The organism is Streptomyces sp. AB3(2024), from assembly GCF_041862025.1.
Classification (GTDB): domain Bacteria; phylum Actinomycetota; class Actinomycetes; order Streptomycetales; family Streptomycetaceae; genus Streptomyces.
Genome location: NZ_JBGWAB010000053.1, coordinates 1 through 14030, shown reverse-complemented (window position 1 = coordinate 14030; position 14030 = coordinate 1). Strand labels below are relative to the sequence as shown.

The window sequence follows — 14030 nt, the reverse complement described above, 5'->3', positions numbered from 1 at the left end:
GGGTGGCGGCGGAGGCGGTCAGCCGGCCGCGGCGGCGCTGAGCAGCCGGTGGACGGCGAGTCTTCGCGCCGGTGACAGCAGCTCGAAGTAGGCGAGCCACTGGGGGGTCAGGATGCCCCGGTCGAGGATGTCCTTGGCGATGTCCACGATGACCGGCAGCGAGTGCGCCATCAGGAGGGGCATGAGGAGCACCTCGTCCCCGGGCTTCAGCAGCCCGCGGCCGCGGCCGGTGCGCAGGAAGCGGGCGAGGACGTCGCGGGCGGCGCCGGTGTCGGCGCCGCAGGCGAGGACCGCCGTGTCGGCGGTCCAGGCGAGGTCGAGGAGGCGGTCGGCCACCTGGAGGTTGTCGAAGTCGAGGACGGCCAGCACGCGGGCCGCGCCGCGCTCGGAGAGCAGGAAGTGGTGGACGTGCAGGTCCCCGTGGACGACGGAGGGACGGCCGGCGGCGGTCGGCAGCGGCCGGGACAGGGACCTCAGCAGCGGCGCGGAGGCGGCGAGTTCGCGCAGGACGCGGGCTGCGGCACGGTGCCAGCGGTCCGCTCCGCGCTCGGCCCGGGGCAGCAGGCGCCGCTCGGCGTCCTGGAGGGCGGCCGGCCAGTGCTCCTCCTCCACCATGAGGGGCAGGTGTACGGTGGCCAGCTTGCCGGTCAGGTCCGGGGGGAGGGTGTCCAGCGCGGCCCTCAGGGCCAGCCCGGCGGCGACGATGGCGTCGGCCTGCTCGCGGCCCCCGCTCGCCCGCGCCCCGGGGCTGTGGGGCGACAGCTCGCACAGGATCCCGTCGTGCCGGACCGCCGGCCGGCCGTCGGCGGCCGGGACGACGGGCAGGACGGGCACGCCCCGCCGGGAGCAGTGGGCGAGGACCCGGGCCTTGAGGGCGGGGAAGTTCCCGGGCCGGGCGGCCTCGGTGTTCAGCTGCACCTTCAGCACGTGGTCCGCGCCGGGCCCCGCGACCCGCCACAGCCCCGCGGTGTGGGTGAGCGGGGCCGCGCCCCCGACGGTGAGCGGGACCGGTCCGGCGACACCCCACGCGTCGCCCCAGTGGGTGGCGAGGACGTGGCGCACCCACTCCACCGTTCCGGCCGGGGCGGCAACGGTCATCGGCTTTCCTTCCGTTCCTGGGACGTGCGGGTCTCCCGGGAGAAACCGGTCTCCGCGGCACATCGGGTCGTCGATGCGGCCGGGGCACTCGATGCACGGGGTGTCGATGCACCCCACAGCTTTCCTGGAGAACTGTCCCGGACGCGGCTAAGGCAGCCGTCACGATTCCCTCGCGCCCAACCGGAGCCCCGCTCAAACAGGTTGCGCCGAACCGGCACACCCCTCCGGCCACCCGGGACCGAAACCGCCGGCGGTGGGGGCGTTCCGGTCACCAACAGGGGTGCGTCCCCCGGCCCGGGACGACCCGCGCCACACCTGCGGTGGATCTACGACTCGGGCCCCCGGGCCCGGTCGGCCCGATCACGGGGTATCGCCGTCCGCAGGTCCTTCGCGAGGACGACGCTGTCGTAGTTGGTGACGTCCCACCGCCACGTGCCCGTACGCGTGTAGCCGCGTCGGCGGTACCAGTCGACGAGCTCCGTCGCTCGCGCGGAGGTGTCGATGACGGCCCGCGTCGATCCGAGAGCGGTGATCCGTGACTCGGCCAGCGCGAGCAGCCGGTGTCCGAGTCCGGTGCCCCGTTGCGACGGGTCGACCGCCAGTTGCCAGAAGGAGCCCGCGCCCGCGGGCGCCGGGTACCCGGCGGGAGTGGTGTGAGGGGCCGACACGGTGACGGTGCCGAGCAGTTCGTTCCCGTTCACGGCGACCCAGCACTCGCCCTTGCTCAGGCGGTGCCGCGTGTCCCTGGGCGTTTGGTAGGAGGCGAAGAAGACCCGTCCGGCGGCGGCGTGGTCCGCGTAGGCGCGATGGAGGAGGTGAGTCAGGTCCTCCACCGAATCACCGTGGAGGAAGCGCCTGACCTGCGTGACCGCCGACGGATTCGGTTGTGTCGAGTCGATGTCCATCCACGCAGTCAAGCGCACGCGTCCGGCAGGCCCGGTCCCGCCGCCCTCGGATCCGCCGGCACCCTCCTCCTCGGCCGCAGGACCTACGACGGCTTCGCCGGTGCCCGGCCCCGCCGGCCACACCGAGGCCGGGGCCCACCTCCCGCGCCACGACGACCCACAGTAGATGAACCTTCAATTGTCCTGCCCGGCAGTCGAGTTGGCCGGATCCCGAGATGACCGGCGCGGCGCCCGCATGGCATGATCAACCCTCAGATTACTTACGAGTAACACCTGCTACCCCGATCTGAAGGTCACACCTACGTGCGCACGCTCACCCGACGCCTCCTGCTCCCCGGCCTGACCACCCTGGCGCTCGCCGCCACCGGCTGCTCCTCGACACCGCACACCGGCGCGGTCGCCGAGGCGGGAGGCTCCCCCACCACCACGTCACAGGGCGACGGCACCCAGCAGCTGACCGTGGACGCCGCCCCGCAGGGGTCCGCCGCGCCGTCCGCCATCGCCCGCACCCGGACCGGCCAGACACAGCCCGAGAAGTCCTCGCTGAAGGTCGCCTCCTACGACAAGGCCAGCGGACGGGCCGTCATATCCAAGGCCCCGCAGGGGCCCGGCGGTTCCCCGACCCACTCCCCCACGCCCGACCAGCCCGTCGCCGTCGGCGACGTCATCGCCAGCGCCCCGGCGCCCGGCGCCCCGGACGGCCTGCTCGCGAAGGTCACCGAGGTCGTCAAGAAGACCGACAGCGGCACCGAGGTGAAGACCGCCTCCACGACCCTGGCCTCCGTCCTGAAGGACGACAAGGCCGACGGCAAGGTCCCGGTCGACCCCGCCACGGTCGCGGTCGAGCCCCTGATGAAGGGCGTCACCGTCTCCTGGGCCAAGGGCGGGGGCCTGCGCTCCGGCCCCAACAGCGCGAAGCTGCCCCTCGGCAACCTCCGCCTCGACGTCAACGCCGCCGTCGACACCGCCGAGGGCGCTCCCGTCTCGGCAGGAGCCTCGGTGTCCGGCTTCGTCCAGCTGGCCCCCGAGGTGGAGTTCTCCTACGAGGGCACCAAGGGCGCCGGTGCCCTCCCGCACTCCGCCTTCCTCGGCATGAGCGGCGACTGGTCCTCCCAGTGGGAGCTCAAGGGCCGCGCCGCCGCGAGCACGGGAGCGCCCAAGCGCATCCCGTTCGCCAAGCTGCACAGCTCCCCCGTCATCCAGGTGGGCCCGGTGCCCGTCGTCGTCAACCTCGACCTCACCTGCTACGTCCAGGTGGAGGCGGACGGCCGGGTCACCCTCGACGTCCGGCAGGACGTCAAGGGTGACTTCCGCGTCGGCGGGAGCTACGCCACGGGCAAGGGCTGGACCCCGGTCAGCACGTCGGCCGTGCAGAGTTCCCCGGTGAAGGCCGAGGTCACCGCGGCCGGAACGGTCAAGGCCGCGCTCGGCGCGGAGGCCTCCGTCGGCCTGTACGGGGTGGTGGGCGTCGGCGCCGACTTCGCCCCCTACCTGCGCGGCGAGGCCGACGCCAAGGCGAGCGCGTCCACGGACGGCAAGACCTCGGCGACCGCCTCCTGGGCACTGCACGGCGGCTTCGACCTGAGCGGCCAGCTCCACCTCGGGCTGTCGCTGTTCGGCACGCCGGTCATGGACCGCCGCATCCCGCTCGGCACCCTCCACCGCGAGTGGCCCCTGGCGAGCGGACGGGCCGGCCTCTGACCGGACGCGGCCGCCACGACCGGCCGCCCCCCCCGGGGGGGGGGGGGGGGGGGGGGGGGGGGGGGGGGGGGGGGGGGGGGGGGGGGGCGCGGGGCGGGGGGGGGGGGGGGGGGGGTGGGCGCGACCCCCGCCCCCCCCGCCCCCCCCCCGCCCCGCCCCCCCCCCCCCGGCCCGGGGGGGGCGCGCGCCGGCGGCCCCGCCCCCCGCGCGCCGCCCCCCCCGGCCCCGGGGGAGGAATGACGCACCCCGGCCCGCGCGCCCCCGGCCCGGTACCGCGCCGGGCGGGGATCCTGACCGGGGAGGCGGCGGGCGCGCGGGCGCCGGCCCGTACGAACCCTGGAGCGCTGAGCACGCATGAGCAGCAACCCCGCCAACGGGCCCGCCGTCTCGCGGCGGGAGTTCGACGCGCTCTTCGAGGCGGTCCGTACGTGGGGCCGCTGGCCCGGGCCCGACCGCGGCGCGTGGAACCGGGTGACCGCGGACCACGTGCGCGGGGCCACGGCCCTGGTCCGGTCCGGCACCGTCGTCCCGATGGGGCGCCCCTGGGACACCCGCCCCGGACCGGACAACACCAAGCCCGCCCTGCACCACATGTCCGACCTCGGCGACGTGGAGGCCCCGGAACCGTCCGCGTACAAGGACTTCCTCGCCGCGGACTACCACGGCAAGAGCGTGACCCACCTCGACGCCCTGTCCCACCTCGCCTACCGGGGGCGGCTGTACGACGGCCGCGACGCGCGCGCGTCCATCGGCGCCGGGGGCGCCCGCTTCGGCTCGGTGCAGGCGCTCGGCCCGCTCGTGACCCGCGGCGTGCTCCTCGACCTGCCCGCCGTCCTCGGGGTCGATTGGCTGGAGCCCGGCCGGGCGGTGCACGCTCCGGACGTGGTCGCCGCGGAGCGGGCGCTCGGCGTCACGCTCCGTGACGGGGACGCGGTACTGCTGCGCTCGGGCCGCTTCCGCCGGCGCCGGGAGCGCGGCCCCTGGGACTGTGGCGCGGCGAGCGCGGGCTGGCACGTGGACGCCCTGCCGCTGCTGGCCGAACGGGGCGTCTGCCTGCTCGGCGCCGACGGGGACAGCGACGTACGGCCGTCACCGGTCGAGGGCGTGCACTCGCCCGTGCACACCCTGGCGATCACCGCCATGGGCGTGCCCCTGCTGGACAACCTCGACCTCGAAGCGCTCTCCGCCGCGTGCGCCGGGGCGGGCCGGTACGCGTTCCTGCTCGTGGTGACCCCGCTGAACGTCCCCGGCGGCACGGGCTCGCCCGTCAACCCGGTCGCGGTCCTGTGAGGCCCGGGGCCCGCCGATCGCTCCACACCCGCACCAGCCCTAAAATGTGAGGAATATACTCAAATCGGGTGATCGAGAGCGTTCCGGCGAGGGGATGTGGTGCAGATGGGGGTGGTGGGAGACCGCATCGGCCCCGTGCTTTCCCGTGATCGTTTTCTGCACGGCGAGACGGTCGAGTCGGTCGAAGGGGACGTGCGGGGCGAAATCCTGAGCTCCTGGGAGCGCTGCCGGCTGCTGGGCCTGTCCCCGGACCGGCCGGACCTCCCGTTCACCGAGGACTTCGACCCGGACGGCCCCCTCGTCCGGGCCGCCACCCCCGTGCTCGACCGACTCCAGTCGATCTTCACGGGGAGCCGGATGAACATCTGCCTCGCCGACGGGCACGGTGTCGTACTGGAGCGCCGCTTCGGGGACAAGTCCCTGCCCCGCCGCCTCGCGCCGATCCAGACCGTCCCCGGCTTCGTGTTCGCCGAGCAGGTCGCGGGGACCAACGGCATCGGCCTCACCCTCGCCGAGCGGGGCCTCGTCCAGGTCTACGGCGCCGAGCACTTCGCCGAGCGCTCCCAGTCGAGCGCCTGCACCGCCATTCCCGTACGCGACCAGCTCAGCGGGCACATCGAGGGCGTGCTGTGCCTCGGCTACCCCTACACCGACGCGGACCCGGCACTGGTCCCGCTGGTGCGCAGGGCCGCCGAGGCCGTCGAACGGCGCCTGATGGAACAGAGCTCGGCGCGGGAGCGCGGACTGCTCCACGCCTACCTGGAGGCAGGGCTGCGCGCCGCCCGCAACGGCATGGACCCCCACAACGGCTCCTCGCTCGCCATGGCCGAGCTGCTCCAGAGCGAGCTGGACCAGTCCGACCGGTCGATCCTGAAGGAACGGGCCACGGAGCTGATGTCCTCGGCCCGGCGGGCCGCCACCGAGGTACCCCTCTCCCACGGCCGGTCGGTGACCCTGGTGAGCCGCCCCGTCACGAGCTCCTCCGGGGTGGAGGGGATCGTCATCGAGGCGCTCATCCCCGAGGACACGGAACGCCACGCCCCCGCCCCGCCCCACGCGAACCCCGCCGGACTCTCCCCCGCACCCTCACCCGCCGCCGGCATGGTCCGGGGCCTGGTCCTGGTCGGCGAACCGGAGGTGGGCCGGTACGCCGTCGCGGCGCGGCGCCGGCTGGAACTGCTGGCCGAGGCCGGCAACCGCATCGGCACCACCCTGGACGTGGACCGCACCGCCCGGGAACTGGCCGAGACGGCGGTCCCGCGCCTGGCCGACTTCGTCACCATCGACGTGCCCGAGGCCGTGCTGCGCGGCGAGGAGTCCCCCAATCCGACCGCCGAGATGCGCCGCACGGTGGTCCACGGCATCCGCGAGGACTGCCCGTTCTACCCGGTCGGCTCGCAGGTGACCCTGCATCCCACCACGCCCCACATGCGCTGCATGACCACCGGGCAGCCGGTGCTGGAGCCCGATCTGAAGGCCGCCTTCGGCTGGATCGCCCAGGACCCGGCGCACGCCGAGCTGCTGCTCGCCCACAACATCCATTCCCTCATCACCGTCCCCCTGCTCGCCCGGGGCGTCCTCCTGGGCATCGTCTGCTTCTACCGCTCGCAGGATCCCGCGCCCTACGGCGACGACGACCGGGCACTGGCCAAGGAACTCGCCGCCCGCGCCGCCCTCTGCATCGACAACGCCCGGCGCTACACGCGCGAGCACACCCTGGCCCTGTCCCTGCAGCACAGCCTGCTCCCGCGGGGCCTGCCCGAACAGGGCGCCGTCGAGGTCGCCCACCGCTACCTGCCCTCCGAGGCCGGGGTGGGCGGCGACTGGTTCGACGTCATCCCCCTGTCCGGCACCCGCGTCGCCCTCCTCGTCGGCGACGTCGTCGGCCACGGACTGCACGCCGCCGCCACCATGGGCCGGCTGCGCACCGCCGCCCGCAACTTCGCCGAACTGGAACTCGCCCCCGACGAACTCCTCACGCACCTGGACAACCTCATGGTGCGGCTCGACCGGGAGGAGGGCGGGGACGCGCCCGGCGCCGGGAGCACCGGCATCGTCGGCGCCACCTGCCTGTACGCCATCTACGACCCCACCTCGCAGCAGTGCACCGTCGCCCGCGCCGGCCACCCCCCGCCCGCCCTCGTACTCCCCGACGGCAGCGTCTCGCTCCTCGACCTGCCCGCCGGTCCCCCGCTCGGCCTCGGCGGCCTGCCCTTCGAGTCGGCGGAGATCACCCTCCCCGTCCACAGCCAGCTGGTCCTGTACACCGACGGGCTCATAGAGGACCGCCACCGCGACATCGACACGGCCCTCGACCAGCTGCGCGGGGCGCTGGCCCACCCCGACCGCGCCCCGGAGGACACCTGCCGGGCGGTCCTGGATGCCGTGGCCCCCGAGCACCCCGCTGACGACATCGCACTGCTCGTCGCGCGCACCAACGCGCTGCCCGCCGACCGGATCGCCTCCTGGGACCTGGATCCCGATCCGGCCCTCGTCGGCCAGGTCCGGGCCGCCGCGATGGAGCAGTTGGACCGGTGGGGGCTGGAGGAATCCTCCTTCGCCACTGAATTGCTGCTCAGCGAGCTGGTCACGAACGCCGTCCGCTACGGGAGCGCACCCATCCGGGTCCGCCTGATCCACGACCGGACCCTGATCTGCGAGGTGCACGACGCGAGCAACTCCGCTCCCCGCATGCGCCACGCGGCCTCCACCGACGAGGGCGGCCGCGGCCTGTTCCTCGTCGCCCAGCTCGCGCAGGCCTGGGGGACCCGCTACACCACCGGCGGGAAGGTGATCTGGGCCGAGTGCGCCCTGGACGCCGCGTGACCGGCGCCGCCGGTCCGCCACCCGCCGGGTCCCGGCCCCGCCGGGTCCCGGCATTCGTCCCGGCATTCAGAGGGGGTAAATACCGTAGATACCGTAGATACCGTTATATATCGGCATAGAATCCCCCATGTAGTCGGGAACACCTCGGAGGCCGACCCCCGGAGAAGTCTGTGCATGACGCTCCCGACACACCACCGGGCAGCCCGCCCCCGCGCTCCGGCGGAGCGCCCCCGTCCCCGCCCCTCGTCCGTATCCGCGGGCTCGGCAAGCGGTTCGGCGGAACCCGCGCGCTCGACTCCGTCGACCTCGACATCCACCGGGGCGCCGTCCTCGCCCTGCTAGGCCCCAACGGCGCCGGCAAGTCCACCCTCATCAAGGTGCTCGCGGGGGTCCACCACGCCGACGAGGGCGAGGTGACGGTGGCGGGGCACCCGCTCGGCTCCCACGCCGCGACCAGGAACATGTCCTTCATCCACCAGGACCTCGGCCTCGTCGAGTGGATGACGGTGGCCGAGAACATCGCCCTGGGCACCGGCTACCCGCGCCGCGGGGGACTCATCTCCTGGCGGCGGACCCGGGAGGGCTGCGCCCGGGCCCTGCGCCTGGTCGCCGGACACCTGGACGCCGACACCCCGGTCCGCGCCCTCGCCCCCGCCGAACGCTCGCTCGTCGCCATCGCCCGCGCCCTGGCCACCCGCGCGGAGCTGATCGTCCTCGACGAGCCGACCGCCACCCTCCCCGCGGCGGACTGCGCACGGCTCTTCGACGTCCTGCACGCCCTGCGCGACCAGGGCCACGGCATCCTCTACGTCAGCCACCGGCTGGACGAGGTGTACCGGGTCGCCGACACCTTCGCCGTCCTGCGCGACGGCCGCGTCGTCGACCGGGGCCCGCTCGACGGGCACAGCCCCGCCCGGCTCGTGCGCGCCATCGTCGGCCGCGAGGAAGCCGCCCACAGGCCCGTCGCCGTCCCGGCGGCGGGCCCGCCCCTGCTGCGCCTGGACCGCGTCACGACGACGGCCGCACGGGAGGTCAGCCTGGAGCTGCGGGCCGGCGAGGTCCTCGGCATGGTGGGCCTGACCGGCGCCGGCCACACCGACCTGGGCCGGGCCCTCGTCGGCGCCCGGCCGCTGCTCGGCGGGCGGATCCTGCTCGACGGCCGCCCGTACCGTCCCGGTACGGTCCGCGCCGCCCTCGCCCGCGGGGTCGCCCTCGTCGCGGGCGACCGCCAGGGGGAGGGCTGCGCCGCCGCGCTGACGGTACGGGAGAACTTCCTGGCCAACCCCCGGTCCGCCGGGGTCCCGGCATGGCGCTGGACGAGCCCGCGGCGGGAGCGCGCCGAGGCCGCGGCCCTGATCGAGCGGTTCTCGGTGCACCCCCGCGACAGTGAGGTGCCCATCGCCACCCTGTCGGGCGGGAACCAGCAGAAGGTCATGGTCGGCCGGTGGCTCCGGGGGAGGCTGCGGCTGCTCGTCCTCGAAGAGCCCACCGCCGGCGTGGACGTCGGGGCCAAGGCCACGGTCCACCGGCTGCTCGACGACGCGCTGGCCTCCGGTCTCGCGGTCCTGCTCGTCTCCACCGATTTCGAGGAGGTCGCGGGCGTGTGCCACCGCGCTCTGGTGTTCGTCCGCGGGACCGTGGGCGCCGAGCTGACCGGCCCGGGCCTCACGGTCGCCGAACTCACCCGCACCGCCTCGGCCATGCCCCCCGTCACCGGCCCCGGGACGACCCGATGACCTCCTCCGCCCCGTCCCGGCCCCTCCTCGACCGCCTGCGCGGGCACCACATCGGGGCGTACGGCCTCCCCGCCCTCGCGGCCCTGCTGTTCCTCGCCTTCTCCCTCGCCCTGCCCTCCACCTTCCCCACCCGGGACACCGTCTCCTCGATCCTCTCCAACCAGTCGATCCCCGCCGTCCTCGCGCTCGGCGCGACCGTCCCCATCGCCGCCGGGAAGTTCGACCTGTCGATCGGCTACGGTCTCGGCCTGGCGCACGTCATGGTGCTGGACCTGATCGTGAGCGACGCCTGGCCCTGGCCGCTCGCCTGCCTCGTGGTGGTGGCCGGGGCCGCGGCCATCGGCGCCCTCAACGGGGTCATCGTCGAATTCGGGCGGATCGACTCCTTCATCGCCACGCTCGGCACCGGCAGCATGATGTACGCCGTCACCGGCTGGATCACCGACGGTGCCCGGATCGTGCCCGGCCCGCAGGGCCTGCCCGCCGCCTTCACCGGACTCTACGACTCCCGCTTCCTGGGCCTGCCGCTGCCCGCGTACTACGTCCTGGCCGTCGCGGGCACCCTCTGGGTGGTGCTGGAACGGCTGCCGCTGGGCCGCTACCTGTACGTGATCGGCTCCAACCCGCGCGCCGCCGGCATCATCGGCATCCCCACCCAGCGCTACTCCGTCTACGCCTTCGCCGGATCGGGCCTGCTCTTCGGCTTCGCCGGAGTGCTGCTCGCCGCGCAGCAGCAGACCGGCAACCCGAGCGTCGGACTGGAATACCTGCTGCCCGCCTTCGTCGGCGCCCTGCTCGGTTCCACCACGATCAAGCCCGGCCGCGCCAACGCCCTCGGGACCGTGGTCGCCGTCGCCGTCCTCGCCATCGGCCTGGCCGGCATCGGCCAGCTCGGCGCCCGGTTCTGGGCCACTCCGCTGTTCAACGGCGCCACCCTGCTCATCGCCGTCGGCCTGGCCGGCTACTCCGCGCGCCGCCGTTTGCGGGCCGGAGCCGACGCGCCCCGTCACCCGTAGAGCCAGAACCCGTCGCGGCACATCGCGACCCGTCGTACGCGCACCCGTGTCAGGAGCACCGTGCAAGCCAACCACCAGGCCACCCTCACCGCCGCGGCCCTGCTGAGCGCGGCCCTCACCCTCCTCTCCGGCTGCGGGGGCGGTCCGTCGGCGGGCGGCGGGCCGTCCTCCCCCGGGCCCTCCGCCAAGGGCTGCCCCGCCGCCCTCGCGCAGGCCGGGGCCGCCGTCCGGCGGGCCGAGAACACCGACGCGACCTGGACCGGCCCCACCAGTGGGCCCGCGGCGGTACCCGGCAAGACCCTCGTCTACGTCGCCCAGACCATGACCAACCCCGGGGTCGCGGGCGTCGCGAAGGGCGTCGGGGAGGCGGCGGACGCCATCGGCTGGAAGGTCCGGGTGATCGACGGCGGAGGCACTCCCGCGGGCATCCAGGCGGCCCTCAGTCAGGCCGTCACCCTCAGGCCCTCGGGCATCGTCATCGGCGGCTTCGACCCCGGACTGACCTCCCAGCAGGTGGCGCAGGCGCGGGCCGCGCACATTCCGCTCGTCGGCTGGCACGCGGTGGGCTCCCCCGGCCCGAGCGAGAGCGCCGGCCTCTTCACCAACGTCACCACGAAGGTGGAGGGCGTGGCCCGGATCAGCGCCGACTGGATCATCGCCCGCTCCCGCGGCAACGGCGGGGTCGTCGTCTTCACCGACGACTCGATCCCCTTCGCCCGGAACAAGGCCGAACTGATCAAGAAGCAGCTCGCCACCTGTCCCGGCGTGCGGCTCCTGGCGTACGAGAACATCCCCATCCCCGACGCCGGAAGCCGCACCCCCCAGGAGGTCTCCTCCCTCCTGGCCCGCTTCGGGAACCGGTGGACGGATTCCGTCGCCATCAACGACCTCTACTTCTCGGACGCCGCCCCGGCCCTGCGCGCGGCCGGCGCACCGGGTTCGGGGCCCCCCTTCAACATCGGCGCGGGCGACGGCGACCCCTCCGCGTTCCAGCGGATCAACAGCGGGCAGTTCCAGGCGGCCACCGTCCCCGAGCCGCTGTCCCAGCAGGGCTGGCAGATCGTCGACGAGTTCAACCGCGCCTTCGCCGGCCGGCCCGCCAGCGGGTACGTCGCCCCCGTCCACATCGCCACCGCCGCCAACAGCCGTGGCGTCACGTCCTGGGACCCGGCCGGCTACCGCGAGGCGTACCGGCGGATCTGGGCCCCTCCCGGTTCGTGACCGCCCCCTCCCCGTCCGCCCGACGCTCGCGCGGGGGGCGCGCCGCCGCAATGTTCGGGGAACGTACGGGGGGCGGCGCGCCCGCCGGGCGGCCGGGGCCGCGCGGTTAGCATCGGCGGGGTTCGCCGCGCGTGAGGGGAAGTGATGACGGAGTCCAGGGGCCTCGTACTGGTCGTCGAGGACGAGCGGCACATCGCCGACGTCCAGCGGCTCTACCTGGCGCGGGAGGGCTTCGGCGTGCACGTCGAGGCCGACGGGACCGCCGGGCTCGCCGCCGCGCGGCGGATGCACCCGGTGGCGATCGTGCTGGACATCGGCCTGCCGGGGCTGGACGGCATCGCCTTCTGCAAGGCCCTGCGGGACGCCGGCGACTGGACGCCGGTCCTGCTGGTCACCGCGCGCGGCGAGGAGGCCGACCGGATCCTCGGCCTCGAACTGGGCGCCGACGACTACCTGACGAAGCCGTTCTCGCCCCGCGAACTGGTCGCCCGGGTCAAGACGGTCCTGCGCAGGGCGGCCGGGCCGCCGGTCCGGCCGGCCGGGACCGTGGGCCGGCTCGGCCTGGATCCGGTCAGCCGCACCGTCCGCCGCGACGGCGAACCCGTCGAGCTCACCACCACCGAGTTCAACCTGCTGGCACACCTGTTCCGGCACCCGGGGCAGGTCTTCACCCGGGAACAGCTGCTGGCGCAGGTGTGGGGGTACCCCGGCTACCGCGACACCCGGATGGTCGACGTGTTCGTGTCGCAGTTGCGGGCCAAGCTGGGGGACGCGAGCCCGATCCGCACGGTCCGCGGCGTCGGCTACAGCGCGACGGATCCCCGTACGTGAAGCGGCCCCGCCCCCGCCGCGGCTCGCTGGCCCGCAACATCGTGGTGCTGACCACCGCGGTGGCCGCACTCGCGGTGGCGCTGACGGGGCTGGTCGCCTGGCAGAGCGCCGCGCACGCTTCCGAGCGGCGCGAGCGCGGCCAGCTGGCGCGTCAGGCCACGGTGCTCGGCCGGCTGCCCGTCCTGTCGCAGACGCTGTTCAACGGCGCCCAGGCGCTGGGCGGGCCGAACGGGGTGGAGCTCGCGGTGATCTCCGCCGACGGGAGGGTGGGCGGCGGCGCCACCCCGGCCGTGGGCCTGGCCGTGAAGGCGGCCCTGCTCGCCGGCGAACCCGTCTCCACCACCGCCGTCCTGGGCGGTCAGGACGTGCTGCTGGTGGGGCGGCCGGGCGTGGGCGGCGGCGCGGTCGTCCTCACCGAGCCGTACGCGGTCGTCACGCGGAACACGAACGAGATCCGGCGCAGCGTGATCGTGCCGCTGGTCGTCGGCATGCTCGGCGCGGCCCTGGCCGGAGCGCTCATGGCGCGCCGCATCGCCCGTCCGCTCGTGAAGGCCGCGCGGGTCGCGCACCGGCTCGCCGACGGCGAGCGGGGCGTACCGGCGCCGGTCGACGGGCCGCGGGAGACGGAGGACATCGGGCGCGCCCTCAACGTCCTGGACGCGGCGCTGGCGCGCAGCGAGAACCGGCAGCGGGAGTTCCTGTTGTCGGTCTCCCACGACCTGCGGACCCCGCTGACCGCGCTCCAGGGGTACGCCGAGGCGCTGGCCGACGGCCTGATCGAGCCGGAGCGGCTGCCCGAGGTCGGGGGCGTCCTGGCCGACGAGACGCGCCGACTGGACCGGTTCCTGGCGGACCTGCTGGACCTGGCCCGGCTGGAGGCGGACGGGTTCCGCCTGGACGTGGCCCCGGCCGACCTGGGCGCGGTCGTCGCCGAGGCCGCCGCCTTCTGGGCCGGCCCCGGCGCGCGCGCCGGGGTCGAGCTGCGGGTGGAGCGTCCGGAGCGGCCCGTCGTCGTCGAGACGGACGCCTTCCGGGTCCGGCAGCTGGTCGACGGGCTCGTGCAGAACGCCCTGCGGGTGACGCCCGGGGGCGCGCCCGTGGTCCTCGCCGTGCGGGCGGCCCCGGGCGGCGGGGCCGAGGTACAGGTCCGCGACGGCGGCCCCGGCCTGACCGAGGACGACGTACGCGTCGCCTTCGACAGCGGGGCCCTCCACGCGCGCTACCGGGACACCCGCCCGGTCGGCAGCGGCCTGGGGCTGGCCCTCGCCCACCGGCTGACCGGCCGTCTCGGGGGCACCCTCCGGGTCGAGGGGCACGGTCCGGAGGGCGGCGCCCGCTTCACGGTCGCCCTCCCGCGGGCACCCGGCCCGGCCTGAGGCCAGCCGGGGCGGTGCGGCGGCGGTGAG

General features: G+C 75.0%; 10 protein-coding genes. 8 read left to right on the top strand and 2 right to left on the bottom strand.

Translation table 11 applies throughout. The features are described 5' to 3' along the window. Positions 1–18: 18 nt before the first annotated feature. Complete coding sequence (locus ACEPPI_RS21150) at positions 19–1098, bottom strand: phosphotransferase (protein ID WP_373916809.1); 1080 nt, start codon at positions 1096–1098, stop codon at positions 19–21. Positions 1099–1424: 326 nt separating this feature from the next. Further along, on the bottom strand, positions 1425–1931 hold the full coding sequence (locus ACEPPI_RS21145) for a GNAT family N-acetyltransferase (RefSeq protein ID WP_373916808.1): 507 nt from the start codon (positions 1929–1931) through the stop codon (positions 1425–1427). Between the two features lie 375 nt (positions 1932–2306). On the opposite strand from ACEPPI_RS21145, the gene ACEPPI_RS21140 reads away from it, so the two are divergent. From ACEPPI_RS21140 to ACEPPI_RS21105, 8 genes are all read left to right on the top strand, one after another. Then, complete coding sequence (locus ACEPPI_RS21140; protein WP_373916807.1) at positions 2307–3704, top strand: hypothetical protein; 1398 nt, start codon at positions 2307–2309, stop codon at positions 3702–3704. A 354-nt stretch (positions 3705–4058) separates the two neighbouring features. Further along, positions 4059–4994 carry a cyclase family protein gene (locus ACEPPI_RS21135; protein WP_373916806.1) on the top strand — a complete coding sequence of 312 codons (936 nt, stop codon included), beginning with the start codon at positions 4059–4061 and terminating at the stop codon, positions 4992–4994. 105 nt (positions 4995–5099) lie between these two features. Then, the gene (locus tag ACEPPI_RS21130) at positions 5100–7820 is read left to right on the top strand and encodes a SpoIIE family protein phosphatase (RefSeq protein ID WP_373916805.1); all 2721 of its coding nucleotides are present in this window, start codon (positions 5100–5102) and stop codon (positions 7818–7820) included. A gap of 170 nt (positions 7821–7990) precedes the next feature. After that, positions 7991–9556 carry a sugar ABC transporter ATP-binding protein gene (locus ACEPPI_RS21125; RefSeq protein WP_373916804.1) on the top strand — a complete coding sequence of 522 codons (1566 nt, stop codon included), beginning with the start codon at positions 7991–7993 and terminating at the stop codon, positions 9554–9556. Continuing rightward, the gene (locus ACEPPI_RS21120; RefSeq protein WP_373916803.1) at positions 9553–10572 is read left to right on the top strand and encodes an ABC transporter permease; all 1020 of its coding nucleotides are present in this window, start codon (positions 9553–9555) and stop codon (positions 10570–10572) included. The genes ACEPPI_RS21125 and ACEPPI_RS21120 overlap by 4 nt, the downstream gene beginning before the upstream one ends. A gap of 60 nt (positions 10573–10632) precedes the next feature. Next, on the top strand, positions 10633–11793 hold the full coding sequence (locus tag ACEPPI_RS21115) for a substrate-binding domain-containing protein (protein WP_373916802.1): 1161 nt from the start codon (positions 10633–10635) through the stop codon (positions 11791–11793). A 144-nt stretch (positions 11794–11937) separates the two neighbouring features. Then, positions 11938–12624 carry a response regulator transcription factor gene (locus ACEPPI_RS21110; RefSeq protein WP_373916801.1) on the top strand — a complete coding sequence of 229 codons (687 nt, stop codon included), beginning with the start codon at positions 11938–11940 and terminating at the stop codon, positions 12622–12624. Next, complete coding sequence (locus tag ACEPPI_RS21105; RefSeq protein ID WP_373916800.1) at positions 12621–14000, top strand: ATP-binding protein; 1380 nt, start codon at positions 12621–12623, stop codon at positions 13998–14000. The genes ACEPPI_RS21110 and ACEPPI_RS21105 overlap by 4 nt, the downstream gene beginning before the upstream one ends. Positions 14001–14030: the final 30 nt, after the last annotated feature.